At 73.1% G+C, this 19,197-nt stretch carries 18 protein-coding genes and 2 tRNA genes; 5 read left to right on the forward strand and 15 right to left on the reverse strand.

Annotated features, from left to right (window positions below):
- Positions 1 to 29 precede the first annotated feature (29 nt).
- From tig to IR170_RS04875, 11 genes are all read right to left on the reverse strand, one after another.
- Positions 30 to 1,427, reverse strand: coding sequence for a trigger factor (gene tig / locus IR170_RS04825; protein WP_193661375.1), 1,398 nt, complete (start codon positions 1,425 to 1,427; stop codon positions 30 to 32).
- Positions 1,428 to 1,487: 60 nt separating this feature from the next.
- Positions 1,488 to 1,560, reverse strand: a tRNA-Pro gene (locus tag IR170_RS04830).
- A gap of 37 nt (positions 1,561 to 1,597) precedes the next feature.
- Positions 1,598 to 1,668 (reverse strand) — tRNA-Gly (locus IR170_RS04835).
- Positions 1,669 to 1,769: 101 nt separating this feature from the next.
- Positions 1,770 to 2,624 carry an Fpg/Nei family DNA glycosylase gene (locus IR170_RS04840; protein WP_193661376.1) on the reverse strand — a complete coding sequence of 285 codons (855 nt, stop codon included), beginning with the start codon at positions 2,622 to 2,624 and terminating at the stop codon, positions 1,770 to 1,772.
- The gene (locus IR170_RS04845) at positions 2,624 to 3,142 is read right to left on the reverse strand and encodes a ribose-5-phosphate isomerase (protein ID WP_193661377.1); all 519 of its coding nucleotides are present in this window, start codon (positions 3,140 to 3,142) and stop codon (positions 2,624 to 2,626) included. The genes IR170_RS04840 and IR170_RS04845 overlap by 1 nt, the downstream gene beginning before the upstream one ends.
- A gap of 42 nt (positions 3,143 to 3,184) precedes the next feature.
- Positions 3,185 to 4,099 (reverse strand): alpha/beta hydrolase, encoded by a 915-nt coding sequence (locus tag IR170_RS04850; protein WP_319804908.1) that lies wholly within the window; start codon positions 4,097 to 4,099, stop codon positions 3,185 to 3,187.
- Positions 4,100 to 4,107: 8 nt separating this feature from the next.
- On the reverse strand, positions 4,108 to 4,677 hold the full coding sequence (locus IR170_RS04855) for an LURP-one-related/scramblase family protein (RefSeq protein WP_056863738.1): 570 nt from the start codon (positions 4,675 to 4,677) through the stop codon (positions 4,108 to 4,110).
- 18 nt (positions 4,678 to 4,695) lie between these two features.
- Complete coding sequence (metG, locus tag IR170_RS04860; protein ID WP_193661378.1) at positions 4,696 to 6,492, reverse strand: methionine--tRNA ligase; 1,797 nt, start codon at positions 6,490 to 6,492, stop codon at positions 4,696 to 4,698.
- Between the two features lie 37 nt (positions 6,493 to 6,529).
- The gene (locus IR170_RS04865) at positions 6,530 to 7,891 is read right to left on the reverse strand and encodes an N-acetylmuramoyl-L-alanine amidase (protein ID WP_193661379.1); all 1,362 of its coding nucleotides are present in this window, start codon (positions 7,889 to 7,891) and stop codon (positions 6,530 to 6,532) included.
- Between the two features lie 67 nt (positions 7,892 to 7,958).
- The gene (locus tag IR170_RS04870) at positions 7,959 to 8,561 is read right to left on the reverse strand and encodes a mycothiol-dependent nitroreductase Rv2466c family protein (RefSeq protein WP_193661380.1); all 603 of its coding nucleotides are present in this window, start codon (positions 8,559 to 8,561) and stop codon (positions 7,959 to 7,961) included.
- 58 nt (positions 8,562 to 8,619) lie between these two features.
- On the reverse strand, positions 8,620 to 10,233 hold the full coding sequence (locus tag IR170_RS04875) for a CHAP domain-containing protein (protein ID WP_193661381.1): 1,614 nt from the start codon (positions 10,231 to 10,233) through the stop codon (positions 8,620 to 8,622).
- Between the two features lie 170 nt (positions 10,234 to 10,403).
- Between IR170_RS04875 and pepN the strand changes: the two genes are divergently transcribed.
- Positions 10,404 to 12,947: an aminopeptidase N gene (pepN, locus tag IR170_RS04880; RefSeq protein WP_193661382.1), complete on the forward strand. Its 2,544-nt coding sequence runs from the start codon at positions 10,404 to 10,406 to the stop codon at positions 12,945 to 12,947.
- 101 nt (positions 12,948 to 13,048) lie between these two features.
- Here the strand turns inward: pepN and IR170_RS04885 are convergent, their stop codons facing one another.
- Positions 13,049 to 13,435, reverse strand: a complete 387-nt coding sequence (locus IR170_RS04885) for a DUF5130 family protein (protein ID WP_056864551.1) — start codon at positions 13,433 to 13,435, stop codon at positions 13,049 to 13,051.
- Positions 13,422 to 13,787: a hypothetical protein gene (locus IR170_RS04890; RefSeq protein ID WP_056863732.1), complete on the reverse strand. Its 366-nt coding sequence runs from the start codon at positions 13,785 to 13,787 to the stop codon at positions 13,422 to 13,424. Before IR170_RS04890 ends, IR170_RS04885 begins: the two co-directional genes overlap by 14 nt.
- A 167-nt stretch (positions 13,788 to 13,954) precedes the next feature.
- On the opposite strand from IR170_RS04890, the gene IR170_RS04895 reads away from it, so the two are divergent.
- From IR170_RS04895 to IR170_RS04910, 4 genes are all read left to right on the forward strand, one after another.
- Positions 13,955 to 14,983, forward strand: coding sequence for a mechanosensitive ion channel family protein (locus tag IR170_RS04895; protein WP_193661383.1), 1,029 nt, complete (start codon positions 13,955 to 13,957; stop codon positions 14,981 to 14,983).
- Between the two features lie 34 nt (positions 14,984 to 15,017).
- Positions 15,018 to 15,389 (forward strand): globin, encoded by a 372-nt coding sequence (locus IR170_RS04900; protein ID WP_156697838.1) that lies wholly within the window; start codon positions 15,018 to 15,020, stop codon positions 15,387 to 15,389.
- 749 nt (positions 15,390 to 16,138) lie between these two features.
- A complete protein-coding gene (locus tag IR170_RS20205; RefSeq protein ID WP_193661384.1) occupies positions 16,139 to 16,693 on the forward strand; it encodes an RNA polymerase sigma factor in 555 nt (184 codons plus the stop codon).
- Positions 16,694 to 16,853: 160 nt separating this feature from the next.
- Positions 16,854 to 18,032, forward strand: coding sequence for an oxidoreductase (locus IR170_RS04910; RefSeq protein ID WP_193661385.1), 1,179 nt, complete (start codon positions 16,854 to 16,856; stop codon positions 18,030 to 18,032).
- 14 nt (positions 18,033 to 18,046) lie between these two features.
- On the opposite strand, the gene IR170_RS04915 is transcribed toward IR170_RS04910, so the two are convergent.
- The gene (locus IR170_RS04915) at positions 18,047 to 18,949 is read right to left on the reverse strand and encodes an acyl-CoA thioesterase (protein ID WP_193661386.1); all 903 of its coding nucleotides are present in this window, start codon (positions 18,947 to 18,949) and stop codon (positions 18,047 to 18,049) included.
- A 25-nt stretch (positions 18,950 to 18,974) separates the two neighbouring features.
- Complete coding sequence (locus IR170_RS04920; RefSeq protein ID WP_193661387.1) at positions 18,975 to 19,154, reverse strand: hypothetical protein; 180 nt, start codon at positions 19,152 to 19,154, stop codon at positions 18,975 to 18,977.
- Positions 19,155 to 19,197: the final 43 nt, after the last annotated feature.

A 19,197-nucleotide genomic window follows, 5' to 3' on the forward strand; every position in this document is an offset into this window, starting at 1 on the left:
GGTGCCGTCGCCGGGCGAGGGCGTCGGCCTCAGGCCTCGGACTTCTCCGCGTCGGCCTCGGTGGCCTCGTCGGTGGCCTCGACCTCGGCCTCGGGCTCACCGATGGTGCCGTCGGGGCGCAGGTTCTTCAGCTCGACGGTGTTGCCGGAGGCGTCCTTCACCACGGCCGACTCGACCAGGGTCGCGAGCGCCTTGCCGCGCAGGATCTCCTGGACCAGGTCGGGGATGTGGTTGTGCTGGAACATGTGGTTCGCGAACTCCTGCGGGTCCTGGCCGGACTGCTGGGCGCGGCGCACGAGGTGCTGGGAGAGCTCCTCCTGGTTGACCCCGAGCTCCTCCTTCTTGGCGATCTCGTCGAGCAGGAACTGCGCGGCGACGGCGTCGCGCACGCGGCGCTCGAGCTCGGCCTCGAACTCCTCCTGGGTCTGCTCCTCGTCCTCGAGGTAGGAGGCCATGGTGATGCCGGCCATCGCGAGCTGCTGCTCGATGTTCTGCCGGCGCGCGGTGAGCTCGTCGGCGACCAGGCTGTCGGGCAGCGGCACCTCGACCTTCTCCAGCAGGGCCTCCAGCACGGCGTCGCGGGCGGCGGCAGCCTGCTCGAGGCGCTTGCCGCGGCCGAGCCGCTCGCGCACGTCGGCGGTGAGCTCCTCGGCGGTGTCGAACTCCGAGGCCTCCTGGGCGAAGTCGTCGTCGAGCTCGGGGAGCTCCTGCTCCTGCACCTGGGTCACGGTCACCGCGACCTCGACCTCCTCGCCGACGAGGTCGCCGCCGACGAGCTGGGAGGAGAAGGTCTTGTCCTCGCCGGCCGACATGCCGGTGAGCGCCTCGTCGAGGCCCTCGAGCATGCCGCCGCGACCGACCTGGTAGGACATGCCGGACACCTCGGCGCCCTCGAGCACCTCGCCGTCCTTGGTCGCCTTGAGGTCGATGACCACGAAGTCGCCGTCGGCGGCCGGGCGCTCGACGTCGCTGAGGGTGCCGAAGCGCTCGCGCAGGGCGGTCACCTGCTCCTCGACGTCCTCGTCGCTGACCTCGACGTCGTCGACCTCGGCCTCGAGGCCCTCGTAGGCCGGGAGGTCGATGGCGGGCTTGATGTCGACCTCGGCGGTGAACTCCACCAGCTCGTTGTCCTCGAGGCGGGTCACCTCGATCTCGGGCTGGGCCAGCGGCTCGAGGGAGTTCTCCTGCAGCGCCTCGACGTACTTCTTCGGCAGGGCGTCGTTGATGGCCTGGTCGAGCACCGCGCCACGGCCGACCTGACGGTCGATGACCATCGGCGGGACCTTGCCGCGGCGGAAGCCGGGGACGTTGATCTGCTGGGCGATCTGCTTGTACGCCGCGTCGAGGCTCGGCTTGAGCTCCTCGAAGGGCACCTCGACGGTCAGCTTGGCCCGGGTCGGGCTCAAGGTCTCGACGGCGCTCTTCACAGGGTGTCTCCTCTATCAATCGGGGGTCTGCTCACCGGACGGTGAGGGGTGTGGCTGTCGTCGGGGCGACAGGACTCGAACCTGCGATCTCCTGCTCCCAAAGCAGGCGCGCTAGCCACTACGCTACGCCCCGCCAAGAGGCGCCCCGGCGGACCGTGACGCTCCCTGAGAGCGGATGACGGGAATCGAACCCGCGTAATCAGTTTGGAAGACTGAGGCTCTACCATTGAGCTACATCCGCGTGGCCGTGACGCCCTCTGCTGGGCAGGGTGGAGCGCCGTCGGACCGGGCCACATCGTGCCACACCGCGCCCGCCACGCCCCAACCGCCGTGCGCCCGCCGCTAGCCCGCCGCGGCCGCGCGCGAGCGGAACCGTCGCTGGCACCCCGGGCACCAGAACAGGTTGCGACCGGCCAGCTCGGTGGTCCTCACCCGCGCCCCGCACACCAGGCAGTCCTGGCCGTGACGGCGGTAGACGTAGACCTCTCCCCCGTGGTCGTCCACGCGGGCGGGACGCCCCATCGCCTCGGGGGTGTGCTCGGGTCGCACGGTGTCGATGCGACCGGTGCGCACGCCCTCGGCCATGAGCACGACGAGGTCGTCCCACATCGCCTGCCACTGCCCCACCCGCAGGGTGCTGCCGGGCCGCAGCGGGTCGATGCGGTGGCGGAAGAGGATCTCGGCGCGGTAGACGTTGCCCACGCCGGCGAGCACCGTCTGGTCCATGAGCAGGCCGCCGATGGGGGCCCTGCTGCGGCGGATCCGCTGCCAGGCGCGGTCGGGGTCGGCGTCGGGGCGCAGCGGGTCGGGCCCCGAGCGCTCCACGACCGCGTCGCGCCCGGCCCGCGTCAGCAGCTCGCACGTCGTGGCCCCGCGCAGGTCGGCGTACGCCGCGCCGCGCGCGTCGTCGGCCACCAGGCGCAGGCGCACCTGGCCCACGGGGTCGGGCACGTCGGCGACGTCGGGGTGCACGGCGAAGGTGCCGTAGAGCCCGAGGTGGACGTGGACGAAGACCTCGCCGGGGAAGGCGACGAAGAGGTGCTTGCCCCACGACTCCGCGCCCGCGAGCACCCGGCCGTCGAGCAGGGCGGCCGAGTCGGCGAAGCGCCCCTGGGGGCTGCCCACCGCGACCGCGCGCCCGGCGAAGGCCGCGCCGAGGTCGGCCGCCAGGCGGTGGAGGGTGTGGCCCTCAGGCATCAGTGCGCGGCATCGGAGGGGCCGAGGCCCTGCGCCGACTCCGGCAGCGGGGGCAGCTCGCGGGTCTGCTCGTAGGAGCCGAGCTGGCCGATGCGGCGCACGTGGCGCTCGTCGCCGCTGAACGGCTCGGCGAGGAAGACCTCCACGAAGCGGGTCATCTCCTCCAGGGTGTGCATCCGCCCGCCGACCGAGACGACCTGGGCGTCGTTGTGCTCGCGCGCGAGCCGGGCGGTCTCCTCCGACCACACCAGCGCGCAGCGGATGCCCAGCACCTTGTTGGCGGCCATCTGCTCGCCGTTGCCGGAGCCGCCGACGACCACGCCGAGGCTGTCGAGGCCGCGCTCGCGGTCGTCGGCGACGCCCTCGGCGGCGCGGAGGCAGAAGACGGGGTAGTCGTCGAGGGCGTCGTGGACGAAGGGGCCGTGGTCGACCGGCTCGTAGCCGTGGTCGCGCAGCCACGCGACGAGGTGGTCCTTGAGGTCGAGGCCGGCATGGTCGGAGCCGAGGTGCACGCGCATGGGCCGCATCCTCCCAGAGCGGCTCCCGGCCCCGTCGCCGGGCTAGCGGTGCTGGTCGGGGCGGTGCTGCTCGAGGAAGGCGGCCACCTGGCGCATGAGCGGCTCGGCGGCGTCGAAGACGTCGACGTGGCGCCAGAAGCCGTGGACCTGCCCGAGGTAGCGGGTGGCGACGACCGCCACGCCCTCGGTGGCCAGCCGGCGGGCCAGCTCCTCGCCCTCGTCGCGGAGCGGGTCGTGCTCGGCGGTGACCACCAGCGTCGGCGGCAGGGTGCCGAGGCCCTCGGAGCGCAGCGGTGCGAGGTCGGGGTGCTCCAGGTCGGCCGGGGTCGCGGCGTACTGCTCCCAGTACCAGGCCGCCTCGCGGGGGTCGAAGCCGTCGGCGGCCGTGGCGTAGCTGTCGAAGGACGCGGTCGGGTCGAGGAAGGGGTAGATCAGCGCCAGGGCCGTGAAGCGTCCCGGGTGGCGCAGCGCCGCGACGAGGGCGAGGTTGGCGCCGGCGCTGTCGCCGTGGCCGTACGTCGGGCCCGCGACCCCCAGCGGGTCGCCGGGCCGTGCGGCCTGCTCCTCGAGCCACGCCAGCGCGGTGCTGACGTCGTCGGGCGCCGCGGGGAAGGGGTGCTCCGGCGGTCGGCGGTAGTCGACGCTGAGCACCGCGGTGCGCGACCGGTCGGCCAGGCGGCGGGCCACCGCGTCGTGGACGTCGACGTCGTGCATCACGAAGCCGCCCCCGTGCACGTGCACCACGACGCCCGGGCGGGCCCCGGCGGGTCGGTAGAGCCGGCAGGGCACGCCGCCGGCGTCGACGTCGAGCACCTCGGCGACGTCCTCGCGCGGCTGGGCGGCGGCCAGCCGGCGGGCCTCGAGCCGGGCGGCGGCGACGTCGAAGCCGGCCTCGAAGACGCGCGGCTGACCGGCGGCGGCCTCGACGGCGCGCCGCGCCTGCGGGAAGAGCACCACCGCGGGACCTACCGCTGCATCAGGGCGTCGAGGCCCACGGCGACGGCCGCGGCGACGCGGAAGTCGACGCGCTGGTCGGGCACGTGCACGGTGTACTTGTCGCGCACCGAGCCCTGGCGCTCCACGCCCAGCAGCGGCTGGCCGTCGGCGGTGGTGAAGTCGAAGTGGATCGGCAGGAAGGGGATGTCGGTGAAGCGGCGGATGAGCGCGATCGCCTGGCTGCGCTCCTGCCCCGTGCCGGCGTAGCCCGGGCCCTCGATCTGGAAGGTGGAGCGCATCAGGCTGGCGCCGAAGTCCTTCTTGAAGAAGCCGAGCGGCTGGCGGGCCTCGTCGACGATGTCGTAGCCCGAGCCGAGGTCGATGCGCTTGCGGGCCTTGAAGCTGAAGACCGCCCGCGACTTCGAGGCGTCCTCGTAGAAGGTGACCTCCTCCTTGAAGGCCATCCGCTTCTGCTCCGCCAGCCCCATCAGCTGCCCGAAGGAGCCGTCGGGGCCGGCGGCGTAGAGCTCGTAGCGGTTCGTCGTCATGGCGAACTTCTGCTTCACGAAGAAGGTGGGGAGGTACATGCCCGCGGTCATGCCCGGAAACCTAGCGGCTCACGCCTGCGCGAGGCGCCCGAGCTCCTCGTCGACCACCGACGGGTCGAGCTTGGTGAAGATCGGCGAGGGCTTGGCCACCGGGGTGCCGACCGCGATCGGGTGGCGCCGCCAGGTCGGCACACCGGTGTAGTCGCCGGTGAGCACGGGGTAGCCCGCGCCTCCGTCGAGGTCCTCGGCCTCCTCCAGGCGCGGCATCGGGGCCACGGTGCCGGCGCCGCCGAGGGCCTTGTCGACCTCGTTGGCCGAGAACGGCAGGAAGGGGGCGAGCACGAGGTTGAGGTCGGCCACGCACTGCGCCACGACGTGGAGCACGGTGGCGAGGCGCTCGCGCTGCTCCTCGCCCTTCAGCTTCCACGGCTCGGTGTCGGAGACGTACTTGTTGACCTCGGCCACGGTGCGCATCGCCTCGCCGATGGCCTGCTTCTGGCGGTGCCGGCCGATGAGGTCGCCCACGACGCCGAAGGCGGCCTCCACCGAGTCGAGCAGGCGCTGGTCGGCCGGCTCCAGGGGCCCGGCCGCGGGCAGCTCGCCGAAGTTCTTCGCGATGAGGGTGGCGGTGCGGTTGACCAGGTTGCCCCACCCGGCGACGAGCTCGTCGTTGGTGCGGCGCACGAACTCCGACCAGGTGAAGTCGGAGTCCTGGTTCTCCGGCCCCGCGGCGGCGACGAAGTAGCGGAAGGCGTCGGGCTGGTAGCGGCTGAGCAGGTCGCGCACGTAGATGACCACGCGCTGGGAGGAGGAGAACTTGCGGCCCTCCATGGTGAGGAACTCCGAGCTCACCACCTCGGTGGGCAGGTTGAGCTCGCCGTACTCGCGCGGCTCGCCGCCCCTGCTCCCCTTGCCGGAGTAGGCCAGCAGCTCGGCGGGCCAGATCTGGCTGTGGAAGGTGATGTTGTCCTTGCCCATGAAGTAGTACGACAGCGCCTCCGGGTCGTTCCACCAGCGGCGCCAGGCCTCCGGGTCGCCGGTGCGCCGCGCCCACTCGATCGAGGCCGAGAGGTAGCCGATGACGGCGTCGAACCACACGTAGAGCTTCTTGGTGGGGTTGTCGCGCCAGCCCTTGAGGGGCACCGCGATGCCCCAGTCGATGTCGCGCGTCATGGCGCGGGGGCGGATCTCCTTGAGGATGTTCTGGCTGAAGCGGATGACGTTGGGCCGCCACAGGCCCGTGGCCTCGCGGCCGTCGAGCCACTCCCCCAGGGCCTCGGCCAGGGCCGGCAGGTCGAGGAAGAAGTGCTGGGTCTCCACGAACTCCGGGGTCTCGCCGTTGATCTTCGAGCGCGGGTCGACGAGGTCGTGGGGGTCGAGCTGGTTGCCGCAGGTGTCGCACTGGTCGCCGCGGGCCCCGCCGGCGCCGCAGATGGGGCAGGTGCCCTCGATGTAGCGGTCGGGCAGCGTGCGGCCGGTGGACGGCGAGATGGCGCCGTAGGTGGTCTGCTCGACGAAGTAGCCGTTGGCGTGCACGCCGAGGAAGAGCTCCTGCACCACCGCGTGGTGGTTGCGGGTGCTGGTGCGGGTGTAGAGGTCGTAGCTGACGCCGAGGGCGCAGAGGTCCTCGGCGATCACGCGGTGGTTGCGGTCGGCGAGCTCCTGGGGGCTCACCCCGGCCTCGTCGGCGGCGATGAGGATCGGGGTGCCGTGCTCGTCGGTGCCGGAGACCATGAGCACGTCGTGGCCGGCCATCCGCATGTAGCGGGAGAAGACGTCGGAGGGCACGCCGAACCCGGCGACGTGGCCGATGTGGCGGGGGCCGTTGGCGTAGGGCCAGGCGACTGCGGACAGCACGGTGCTCATGGGGTGATCCTAGGGAGCACCCGGCCCGGGGCCGGGGTCAGGCCCCGAGGGTGCCGTCCTTGAAGCGCGCGATCCGCTTGCGGGTGCGCTTGCGGATGAGCGGCAGCTGGGCGTAGAGGAGCGAGCCGGGGCAGGCGGTGTCGTTGGTGTCGCGGTGGCCGTCGATCACCGGGAGCTTCACCGTGGCGCCCGCGGAGTAGCGGTCGCTGCCGGTGGAGCGCACCGTGGCGGTGCCCGCGGGCTTGCGTCCGTGCATCTCCAGCTTCCAGGCCGCGACCCGCGTGACGGCGAAGACGACCGCCTTGGAGGGCCGCGCGGTCTCGAAGTTGCCGATGACCGAGACGCCGGTGGAGGTGTCGTTGAAGCCCAGGGTGTGCGCCCCGCGCACGTTGCGGCCCGGGCCGCCGGCACGGCCGACCCAGATCCGGCCGAAGCGGTCGACCAGGAAGTTGTAGCCGATGTCGGACCAGCCCAGCGACTTGGTGTGGTAGCGGTACATGCCGCGCAGCAGGGCCGGGGTCTCGGCCTTGGAGTAGTCGTTGGCGTTGACGGTGTGGTGCACGTGCACCTGCTGGAGCGTGGCGTTGCGCGTCGGCGTGCCGCTGCGCCAGGACTCGTCGGCGCCCCAGGTCTTGCGCGAGTAGAGCTTGGGCCACAGCGTGGCCGTGCTCGCCGCGGGCACCACGCCCGGGTCGTCGGCGGGGTCGTCGGCGGCGTCGTCGGCCCGCGCGGAGACGGTCGACGAGACGGTCGCGGAGACGGTGGAGGCGCCGGAGGACCCGCCGGAGGCGGTCGCGGGCGGCTCGTCGGGCACGACGGTGGCGTCGGTCGGGCGACCGGCGGGGTCCAGCAGCACCAGGCGCAGGTCCTCGGGGCGGGGGCCGTCGACGGCCACCTCGACCCCGTCGCAACGGCCGACCCAGGTCACGTCGGTGGCGCGCAGCGAGCTGTCGCCCTCGACGCCGGCGTCGGGGCCGTCGGCCAGCGCGGGGGTCGAGCGCCAGGGGGCCCAGGCACCACCGCTGCGGGTCCGCACCCGCAGCACCGGGTCGCTGCCGCGCCAGGTGAGGCCCAGCATCGCGAACGACGTGGTCTCCAGCGGGCCGGTGCTCCAGGTCTCGGCGCCGGCGACGCGGCGTCCCGAGGGAGCGCCGCCACCGCCGTCGTCCTGCACGACGCGCCCCGAGGCGTCGACCGGGCGGAGCCGGCGGTCGTCGAGGGCGACCTCGAGCTCGCCGACGTCGGAGCCGTCGTCGGCCGAGAGCATGAGCCGTCCGTCCGGGGTGGTCGGCTCCTGGCCGGGGCCCCAGCGGGCGAGGGCGGCGATGGCCGGCACGGCCACCACCCCCGCTCCGGCGGCGATGAGCAGCTTGCGTCGACCTGCATCAGCGTGAGACATCACGAAACATCATGCGTCACACGCGCACCACAGGTCGAGCCGACAGGCCCAACGACCCGCCGGACGATCAGCTGAAGTCGAGCTCCGCCGTCCGCGAGCGCTTCAGCTCGAAGAAGAAGGGGTAGGACGCCATCGCGACGGCGCCGTCCCAGATCTTCCCGGCCTCCTCGCCGCGCGGGATCGACGACAGGACGGGCCCGAAGAAGGCCGCGCCCTCGATCGCGATGGTCGGCGTGCCGACCTCGTCGCCGACCTGGTCCATGCCCAGGTGGTGCGAGGCCTTGACCGCCTCGTCGTAGCCGGCGTCGTCGAAGGCCTCGACCAGCTCGGCCGGCAGCCCGACCTCGGCCAGGGCCTCGGAGACGACCTCCTTGCTGACGCCGCGCCCCTCGTTGTGGATCCGGGTGCCCATCGCGGTGTAGAGGGGCAGCAGCTGCTCGCGACCGTGCGCCTGCTCCACCGCCGTCACGACGCGGACCGGGCCCCAGGCGTCCTTGAGGGCCTCGCGGTACTCCGCGGGGATGTCCTTGTCCTGGTTGAGGTAGCCCAGGCTCATCACGCGCCAGGTCACCTCGATGTCGCGCACCTGCTCCACCTCCAGGATCCAGCGCGAGGTGATCCAGGCGAAGGGGCACAGCGGGTCGAACCAGAAGTCAGCCTTGGTGGTCATGACGGGGCAAGGCGCCGGGCGCCCGAAACATTCCGCCGCGCTGCGGCCGCGCGCGGGCTCAGCGCGTGACCCGCACGGCGTCGACCACGCGGCGCGCCTCGACGACGGGCGTGCCGGAGTAGAGGACACGGACCCGCTTGCGCCCCGCGCCGAGTCCCGTCAGCACCAGCCTGGCCCGCCCGGCGACCAGCCGCGCCGACTCCTCGTGGGTGCCGATCCTCACCGTCACCCGCCCGCCGGGCCGGGGCACGCCCGGGGCGGCCACGCGCACCGCGACGACCGCGCGGCGCGGGCCGCCGACCGGGTCGACGTCGACCCCGGGTCGGGTGGTGATGCGCGCGGGCGCCGGCAGGGTCAGGGTGCGCGGCTCGTAGCCGGGGCGGGTGACCCGGGCACGGACCGCCAGGGTGGCCCCGGCGTCGGCCGCACGCACGGCGTACGACGCGCCCTTGCCGCCGTCGATCGGGCGGCCGTCGCGCACCCAGGTGTAGGTGACGTCGGCGTCGCGCGGGGTGGTGGCGCCGCGCTCCACGCGCAGCCGCTCGCCGACCCGCGTGGTGCCGGTGACCGCGAAGGTCCCGTCGGTCCCGATCCGGCCGCGCTGCACCGTGGTCGGGTCGGCGGCCACCACCAGCGGGCGGTAGCCCTCGCGCACGGCCCGCACCTTGGCGGTGACCGTGCGACCGACCAGGCCGGGGCGCAGCTCGAGGCGCCCGGTGGTGGCGTCGGCGAGCGGCTTGCCGTCGGCGTACCACTGCACGGTCGTGGCGTCGGGGCGCGGGGAGAAGGAGCCGCGCACCGCGGCCAGGGTCTCCCCGACCCGCGGCGTGCCCGCCAGGTCGGGCGCGGAGGGGTTGGCGAGGATGCCGCGCCGCACCTTCATCGTCGACCCCGACCGCACGACACCGGTCTTGTAGCCGCGCTTCTTCGCGGTCACGCGCACGCTGAGCCGGTGGCCCAGCACCGCGGGGGTGGGGGTGAAGGTGCGCGAGGTGGCCCCGGCGATGGCCTTGCCGTCGCGCAGCCACTGCACGGCCACCGACGCCGCGGGCTTCCACGTGCCGGTCCGGGCGGTGAGCCGCTCCCCCACCCGTGCAGCCCCCTCGGTGTCGACGGGGGTGGTGGTCTCCACGGCCTTGTCGGCCAGGTGGATGAAGCCCGAGGGCCACCCGGTGCCCTTGGTCATGCGACGCCAGTGGAAGTCGCCGCCCCAGCTGTCCTCGGAGACCACGATCTCGGTGGCGGAGATGACCCGCTCGACGTAGGCCACGTGGCCGGCCGACCCGGCCCCGGGCACGTTGGCCTTCCACCACGCCACGGCGCCGACCATCGGGGTCTGGTCGGTGCGCCCGGCGAGGTGCTCGCCCCAGTACTCCGCGTTGCCGCCGCCGACCCACGGCCGTGTGGTCGACATGCCGGCCTGCACCATCCGGTAGGCGACGTAGTTGGTGCAGTTGTGGCCGGAGTACATCTGCCACCACATCTTCTTGCCCTCGGTGCGGTAGCCGTGGTGGGAGTAGCCGGCGTCCTTGCACGCGGCGTAGCCGGTGCACAGGTACGTCGAGGCCGCCGCGGCCGGTGGCACCGAGACCGCGGGGAGCACGACCAGGGCCGCCGCGAGCGCGACGAACCCCACGAGGACGGGTCGGAGGTGGAGCAGCAGCCGAGTCACGGGGCGCTATGTAACACCACGTCAAGCACCGACACGCCGGTGCGTCACAAATTTTCACATTCGTCCCATGCGTCCCGGCGGCCTCTCAGGCCCCTCCCGCGTCGTGGTGGAGCACCCCGCGGCACGGTGCGATGCACGTCACCCCGCGCGCCGGTGGCAGGATGCGGCGCATGCCTGGAACCAACCTGACCCGGGACGAGGCCGCCACCCGCGCCGCCCTCCTGGACGTCTCGTCGTACTCCGTCGACCTGGACCTCACGACGAGCGAGACCACCTTCGCCTCCACCACCACGATCGAGTTCACCTGCTCCGAGCCCGGTGCCGAGACCTTCGCCGACCTCGTCGACGCGACGGTGCACAGCATCACGCTCAACGGCGAGTCGCTCGACCCCGCGACGGCCTACGCCGACAGCCGCATCGCGCTCAGCGGGCTGGCGGCGACCAACACCCTCGTGGTGGTGGCCGACTGCACCTACTCGCGCACCGGCGAGGGCCTGCACCGCTTCGTCGACCCCGTCGACGACCGGGTCTACCTCTACTCGCAGTTCGAGGTGCCCGACGCCCGCCGGGTCTTCACGACCTTCGAGCAACCCGACCTGAAGTCGGTCTTCACCTTCGTCGTGCGCGCTCCCGAGCAGTGGAAGGTCGTCTCCAACTCCCCCACGCCCGCCCCCACCGCCCTCGGCGACGGCACGGCGCGCTGGGAGTTCGAGCCCACCAAGCGCATGTCCACCTACATCACCGCGCTCGTGGCCGGTGAGTACCACGAGGTCCAGGACGTCTACCAGGGCAAGCACGGCGACATCCCGCTGGGCCACTACTGCCGCCAGTCGCTGGTCGAGCACCTCGACCGCGAGGAGCTGGTGAAGCTGACCAAGCAGGGCTTCGAGTTCTTCGAGGAGGCCTTCGACTTCCCCTACCCCTTCGGCAAGTACGACCAGCTCTACGTGCCGGAGTACAACATGGGCGCGATGGAGAACGCCGGCTGCGTGACGCTGCGCGACGAGTACCTCCCCCGCAGCCGCCAGCCGCGCTCGTTCTACGAGTTCCGCTGCTCGGTGATCCTGCACGAGATGGCCCACATGTGGTTCGGCGACCTCGTGACCATGAAGTGGTGGGACGACCTCTGGCTCAACGAGTCCTTCGCGGAGTGGGCCTGCTACCACGCCGAGGTCGAGGCCACCGAGTACACCGACTCCTGGACCGGCTTCGCCAACGCGCGCAAGCAGACCGGCTACCGCCAGGACCAGATGCCCTCGACCCACCCGATCGCGGCCGACAACGTCGACCTGCAGGCCGTCGAGGTCAACTTCGACATGATCACCTACGCCAAGGGCGCCTCGGTGCTCAAGCAGCTGGTGGCCTGGGTCGGGCTCGACGACTTCATGGCCGGTCTGCGGCAGTACTTCAAGGACCACGCCTACGGCAACTCCGAGTTCAAGGACCTGCTCGCCGCGCTCGAGAAGGCCTCGGGTCGCGAGCTGGCGGGCTGGGCCAAGGAGTGGCTGCAGACCGCGGGCGTCAACACGCTGACCCCCGAGTTCGCGCTCGACGGCGAGGGCGCCTACACCCGCCTGGCCGTGCGCCAGAGCGCCCACCCCGACTGGCCCACCCTGCGCCGCCACCGCCTCGGCATCGGCCTCTACGACGACCGCGACGGTCGCCTGGTGCTGCGCCGCACCGTCGAGGTCGACGTCGAGGGCGAGCTCACCGAGATCCCCGAGCTCGTCGGCGAGACCCAGCCCGACCTGCTGCTGCTCAACGACGGCGACCTCACCTACGCCAAGATCCGCCTCGACGAGCGCTCCCTGGCCACCGTGGTCGACGGGCTCTCCAAGCTCGACGACTCCCTGGCCCGTGCGCTGGTGTGGGGCGCGACCTGGGACATGACGCGCGACGCCGAGATGGCCGCGCGCGACTTCGTGACCCTGGTCCTGGCCAACATCGGCGCCGAGACCGACGCCTGGGGCGTCAGCCGGATCCCGACCTACGCCGCCCAGGCCGTGTCGACCTTCTCCGCCCCCGAGCACCGCGACGAGCTGCGCTCGCGCTGGGAGTCGGGCCTGCGCGAGCTGGTGCTGGCCGCCGAGCCCGGCAGCGACGCCCAGCTCACCTTCGCCCGCTCCTACGCCGCCGCGGCCCGCTCCGAGCAGGCCGTCGGTGACGTCGAGGCCCTGCTCGACGGCGGCCTGGAGATCGACGGTCTCGCCGTCGACCAGGACCTGCGCTGGTCGCTGGTCACCTCGCTGGCCGCCTCCGGCAACGCCGGGGAGCGCATCGAGGCCGAGCTCGAGCGGGACCGCACGATCTCCGGCCAGGAGCACGCCGCCGCCGCCCGGGCCGCCCGGCCCACCGCGGAGGCCAAGGCCGAGGCCTGGGAGGTCGCGATGGTCTCCACCGAGACCCCCAACGAGACGCAGCGCTCGGTGGCCATGTCGTTCCAGCGCTCGGGCCAGGACGACGTGCTCGCGCCCTACGTCGAGCGCTACCTCGCCGCCGCCGACGACGTGTGGGACCGCCTGGGCAACAAGCGCGCGTCGACCGCGCTCGAGGCGATGTTCCCCCGCCAGCTGGCCAGCCAGGAGCTGCTCGACCGGGCCGACGCCTGGCTCGCGCGCACCCCGGCTCCCCCGGCCGCCAAGCGCTACGTCGCCGAGGGCCGCGCCGACGTCGCCCGCGCCCTCGCCGCCCAGGAGCGCGACGCCCGGGGCTGACCCCCGGCCAGCGTGCAGAAGGCCCCCACCGCGTCGCGGTGGGGGCCTTCTGCGTGCTCAGGTGCTGCTCGAGCCGTGCTCGAGCCGTGCTGGAGCGGCGCTCAGGCGCCGGCGTGCAGCGTGTTCTGCGGGCGGGCGTAGTCGGCGAGCATCCGGATGCCGGCGCGCAGACCGCCCACGAGGTCGCCGGTGGCGAAGTCGGCCTGCATGTGCAGGGCCACCAGCTCGACCTGCTTGTCCGACAGCGTGCGGCGCACGTAGCCGCCGGTGACGATCTCCAGCACGCGCAGCGTCGGGTCGACCATGATCAGCACGCTGCGCGAGGGGGCGACCAGGGAGTTGTGCAGCCGCGTGGCGAAGGCCCGCGACTCGCCCTCGACGTTGCCGACGAAGACCGAGAACTCGACCCTGCTCAGCTCCTCGGCACGACGCACGGCCTCGTCGAGCGCCGCGCGCTCGGCGTGGGAGAACGGGTCACCAGCGGGCACGTGCGCCACCGGCCTGCGACTCGTCGGTGTCGGGGGCGGCCAGCTCGGCGGTGGTCTTGCGGGGACCGCCGATCCACTGGTTCTGCACCGGCGGGGCCCCCGGGGCGATCCGCTCGCCCCGCACCAGCGGCGGCACGTAGATCATCGCCACGAGGGCGATCAGCATGAGGAGCGGGATGCCGCCGAGCACGAGGATCGCGTGCAGCGGGTCGACCGCGTCGGGGTCGGACCAGCCGACCGGCACGTCGGCGGAGGCCGGGCCGGCCAGGGCCACGCCCCCGAGCACACCGACGAGGGCGGTCGTGCCGACCACGGCGGACCGACGGAGCAGGGCGGCGAGGTGATGCGTCACACCACGAGGATATCGGCTCGCCGACGCCGACCCGGACGCGGACCGGGTCGACTGGGTCACATCCGCCGGCGGCGCGGGCCGCAGGCACGGCGTACGGGTGGGTGGGGTGGTGACGAGCCCCCTCCGCCGGGTCGAGGACTCCCGGTGACGTGTGTTTACTGGGCGCCATGTTCGACTTCGCTCCCGATCCTCCCTGCGCCACTGGACAACAGGTCTGCGACGCGGTCCTCGACTGGACCGACAACGACACGCTCGCCTACTTGGCCAACATCCTCATCGGGGCTCCCTCGGCCCTGGTCGGCCTCTTCGTCCTCGGCCTGGTGATCCGCTGGCTGGCCCACCGCGCGGTCGACCGGATCGTGCTGCGCGCCGCCGACGGCGTGCTGCCCGACCGGGTCGGGCGCCTCTCGCGCATCCACGGCCGGGGCGGCAAGGCGGGTGGCGCGCCCACCCGCACCGACGTGGCCGCGAGCACGCGCCGGGTGCAGCGGGCCAAGACGATGGGCAGCCTGCTCAAGTCGATCATCACCGGGCTGGTGCTCGCCGTCGTCGGCACGATGATGCTGAGCGAGATCGGCGTCAACATCGCCCCCATCATCGCCAGCGCCGGGATCCTCGGCGTCGCCATCGGCTTCGGCGCCCAGTCGCTGGTCAAGGACTTCCTGTCCGGCATCTTCATGATCTTCGAGGACCAGTACGGCGTGGGCGACGAGGTCGACCTCGGCGAGGCCGTGGGCGTGGTCGAGGCGGTCAGCCTGCGGGTCACGCGACTGCGCGACATCAACGGCACCGTCTGGTACGTCCGCAACGGCGAGATCCTGCGCGTGGGCAACATGAGCCAGAACTGGGCGCGCACGGTGCTCGACATCCAGGTCGGCTACCAGGAGGACCTGGTCAAGGTCCGCCGCGTGCTCGAGGACGTGGCCCACGACGTGTGGGAGGACGAGGACTTCACGGGGCGCGTGATCGAGGAGCCGTCGGTCTGGGGTGTCCAGGACCTCGGGATCGACGGGATCTCGGTGCGGGTCGCGCTCAAGACCGCCCCGGGAGAGCAGTGGGCCATCGCCCGCGAGATGCGCCAGCGGATCAAGGCGCGCTTCGACCACGAGGGCATCGAGATCCCCTTCCCCCAGCGCGTGGTGTGGCACCGCGAGGAGCAGAAGGCGGCCGCGGCGGGGCAGCAGGCCCCCGAGTGAGCCGCCCGCCGGCCCGAGGCGCGAGGATGGTCCCGTGACGTTCTACGACGAGATCGGCGGCCTCGAGACGATGCGGCGCATCGTGGCGACGTTCTACGAGGGCGTCGCCGAGGACGAGGTGCTGCGCCCGCTCTACCCCGAGGAGGACCTCGGGCCGGCGGAGGAGCGCTTCCTGCTCTTCCTCGTGCAGTACTGGGGCGGCCCGACCACCTACTCCGACACCCGAGGTCACCCGCGCCTGCGCATGCGCCACGCGCCCTTCGCCGTGACCCCCGAGGCCCGCGACCACTGGCTGACCCACTTCCGCGCCGGGCTCGACGCGGTCGACCTCACCCCGGAGCAGGACGCGCAGTTCTGGGAGTACGTCACCCACGCCGCCCAGTTCATGGTCAACACCTTGGAGTGACGTCCCACGCGGGAGCGCACCACCGATCTAGGTTCGGGGACCGCACCGTGTAACGCCGCCCCGTCGCCGTGACAGGTAGAGGGTGCCGGCGCACCACCCAGCCCGAGCCGAGGAGGCGAGATGGACCGACGCGACCTGCGGGTCCCGGCGCCCGACCTCGAGCCCGAGGACTGGTTCGTGGAGCAGCTGGCCCTCCTCGCCCGGGAGAGCGGGGCGACGGGCACGAGCGACCTGCCGCGCAGCGGCTGGCGGGTCGCGGTCGTGACCGCCCTGGCGGCCGCGGTGCTCACCGCGACCGCCTGGCTCGCCGGAGCGCTCCCGGGTGGCTCACCCCTCGGCGACCCGGACCCCGGCCCGTCCCCGTCGCCGAGCGCCCCGGGCACGCCCGGCACCACGCCGTCCCCGTCGCCGACCACCGGCGGGGCGACGCGCCCAGGCGGTCCGGCCGGACCTGGGAGCGGGAGCAGCCCGGCGCCGCCGTCTCAGTCTCAGGACGACGGCGCCGGGTCGCCGCAGTCGTCGGGGCCGACGTCATCGGGCGGGTCCCCCGGCACGTCGGTGCCCGGCTCGTCGGTGCCGACGCCCAGCGACCTCCCCACGCCCTCCGACATCACTCCCGGGGCCGGGAGCCGCACGCCGGGTGGGAAGACGACCGGGAAGCCGTCGATCGGCGCCTCGGCCAGCGCCTCGGTCAGTGCCTCCGTCCGAGGCTCCCTGCGGGCCTCCGTCGGCGACGCGGGACCGCTCGGGTGACGACCCCCACCGACGACCTCGTCCGGCGTGCCCGCACGGGCGACGCCGAGGCCTGGCGTGCGCTCTACCGCGCCCACGCCGGGCGGCTCGTGGTGTGGCTCGGCACCCGCCCCACCGGCGACGCCGCCGTCAGCGCCGACGACGTCGCGGCGGAGGCCTGGCTGGTGGCCGCGCGCCGGATCGCGGAGTTCGACGGTGACGACGAGGAGTTCGCCGGCTGGCTCTTCGGCATCGCGCGCCGGGTCGGGTTGAACCTCCACCGGCGCAGCGCCCGCCGCGGCACCACCCCCACCGAGGCCCCGCCCGAGACGAGCCACCACGAGGGTCCCGAGGAGTCGCGCGTGGCGATCGACTGGGCGCGGCAGGTGCTCCAGCGGCTGCCGCCGCGCGAGCGCGACGTCGTGGCCTGCACCGAGGTCGTCGGTCTCGACGTCGCCACCACGGCCCAGGCCCTCGGCATCAGCGCCGTCGCGGTGCGGGTGGCCCGCCACCGCGGGCTGCGCCGGCTGCGCGACCAGTCCGACCTCGCGGGCGTCCGCCCGCGCCCCTGACCCACCCGTCACCCCGGGCGCGACCCCGGCCGGGGGCTGTGCCCGTGAGGCCGTGAGGCCGTGAGGGAAACGTGACGGGGGCCGGCCACGGGCGAAACACCCGGGCGGCGGCACGGGTGGTCGACTGCAGGTCCACCGACCGCCGGACCGAGGGGCACCCATGGCCGACCTGTTCTCGCCGTACGCACTGAAGGGCGTGACGCTGCGCAACCGCATCGTGATGTCACCGATGACGATGTACAACTCCGTCGACGGCCGCATGGACGACTACCACACGATGTACCTCGGCGCCCGGGCCGCCGGGGGCTTCGGGCTGGTCTTCCCCGAGCAGGTCGCCATCACCCCCGACGGCCGCACCACGACGTCGTGCGCGGGCCTGTGGAGCGACGAGCAGGTCGAGGGGCACGCGCGGGTCACCGCGATGATCCGCCGGATGGGGGCGGTGCCCGGGATCCAGCTGGGCCACACCGGACGCAAGGGCAGCGAGCTGCCGCCCCACAAAGGCGTCAACGAGCAGGGCTCGTGGAAGGCGCTGCCGCCCGACCACCCCGACGGCTGGACCTGTGTGGCCCCCGACGCGATCCCCTACGGCGGCGACCACTCCTACCCCGTCCACCCGCTCACCGTCGCCGAGATCGCCGACCTGCACCGCAGCTACGCCGACGCCGCGCGGCGCGCCCTCGACGCCGGCTACCAGTGGCTGGAGATGCACTTCGCCCACGGCTACCTGGCTGCGAGCTTCTTCTCCCCGCTGGCCAACCAGCGCACCGACGAGTACGGCGGCAGCGTGCGCAACCGGGCGCGCTTCCTGCTCGAGGCCCTCGACGCCGTCCGCGAGGTCTGGCCCGAGGAGTACCCGCTCACCATGCGTCTGGGGGTCGACGACCTGCACCCCGACGGCATCCGGCTCGAGGACTCCATCGAGGCGATCGGCTGGATGAAGGAGCACGGGCTCGACCTGGCCGACGTGAGCATCGGCTTCAACACCGACGACATGGTCGAGCCCCCGCTCGGTGACAGGGGCTTCATGCTCGAGCGGGCCGCCCGCATCAAGCGCGAGGTGGACATCCCCGTCGCCACGAGCTGGAACCTCGGCGTGCCGCAGAACGCCGCGGCCGCGATCGCCAGCGGGGCCATCGACCTGGCCTTCCTGGGCCGGCCCGCCCTGTCGAACCCGCACTGGCCGGTCTGGGCCGCGCGGGAGCTGGGCCACGAGGACCCCTTCGGCCTGGTGCCGGCGGACTGGGCGTGGTGGCTGCGCAACTTCCGCGGCCACGACGCGAGCATCGGCCTCCCCGCCCCCTCGGCCCCGGCGCCCGACCTCCGGGCGGCCGGCTGAGGGCCCGGGCGGACTCAGCCGGTCGGGCGCGCGGTCCAGGAGCCGTCGAGGGCGGCGAGCAACGGCGCTCGCACCTCCTCGCTCGGCTGCACCGAGCGACCGGTGGCGGTGTCGAAGAAGACCAGCACGACGCGGGCCCGGGCCAGCACGGTGTCGCCGTCGCGGATCTCGCTCTCCACCACCGACGAGCTGCGTCCCACGTGGGAGAACCAGCTCCACACGTCGTAGGGCTCGGGGCGGAAGAGGATCGGCACGCGGTAGTCGACGTCGATCTGCGCGACGACCAGGCTGGCGCGCGAGTCCTCCCCCGGCGCGGCGCCCCACAACCGGGCCAGCACAGCGATGCGCGACTCCTGGAGGTACTCGAAGTACTTCACGTTGTTGACGTGGCCGTAGACGTCGACGTCGCTGAAGCGCACCTGGAGCGGGAAGTGCCCCAGGTCCTCCTCGCGCGCCGGGGTGCGGGCCGGCCGCTCGCCGGCGTCGCCCTCCTCCCGGAAGCCGGCCAGCACCTCGCGCTCGGCGGCGGTGAGACGGCGGGGTCGCTCCTCGGAGAAGACGAACGGCGTCAGCACGGTCGTGGCGCGCACGTAAACGCGGCGCCCCTCGGGCGTCTCGTCGAAGACCTCGTAGGCCATCGTGAAGGTGGCCGCGCGGACCTCGGTGACCCAGCACTCGATGCGCACGGGGGAGAAGCGGAAGGTGAGCGGCTCGACGTAGGTGACCCGGTGGCGCACCACCACGAGTCCCTCCACGAGGCCCGCGGTCGCGTCGGCGCCGTCCTCCCGCGCGGGGCGGTGGGTCCGGAGCATGTCGACTCGGGCCTCCTGGAGGTAGTCGACGTAGACCACGTTGTTGACGTGGCCCAGCAGGTCCAGGTCGGCCCAGCGCAGCTGGCACTCGTAGAGGTGACGCACGGGGCGACTCTGCCAGACGCGGCGCTCAGTGGCTGAGCACGAGCCCGCCGTAGTACTCGCGCAGGCCCAGGTGGCGGGCGACCCGCACGTGGCGGTGGCGCAGGACGGTCTGGCCGAGCACGCCCACGGCGAGCAGGCCGCCGAGGACGCCGACGGCGACCACGGCCCACAGGACGGCGACGGCGGCGGGGCTGAGCAGTTCCATGGAAACTCCTTCTACAGGTGTAGAACTTCTACTGATGTAGAAG

It is taken from the genome of Nocardioides kribbensis, from assembly GCF_015070375.1.
GTDB classification, from domain to species: domain Bacteria; phylum Actinomycetota; class Actinomycetes; order Propionibacteriales; family Nocardioidaceae; genus Nocardioides; species Nocardioides kribbensis.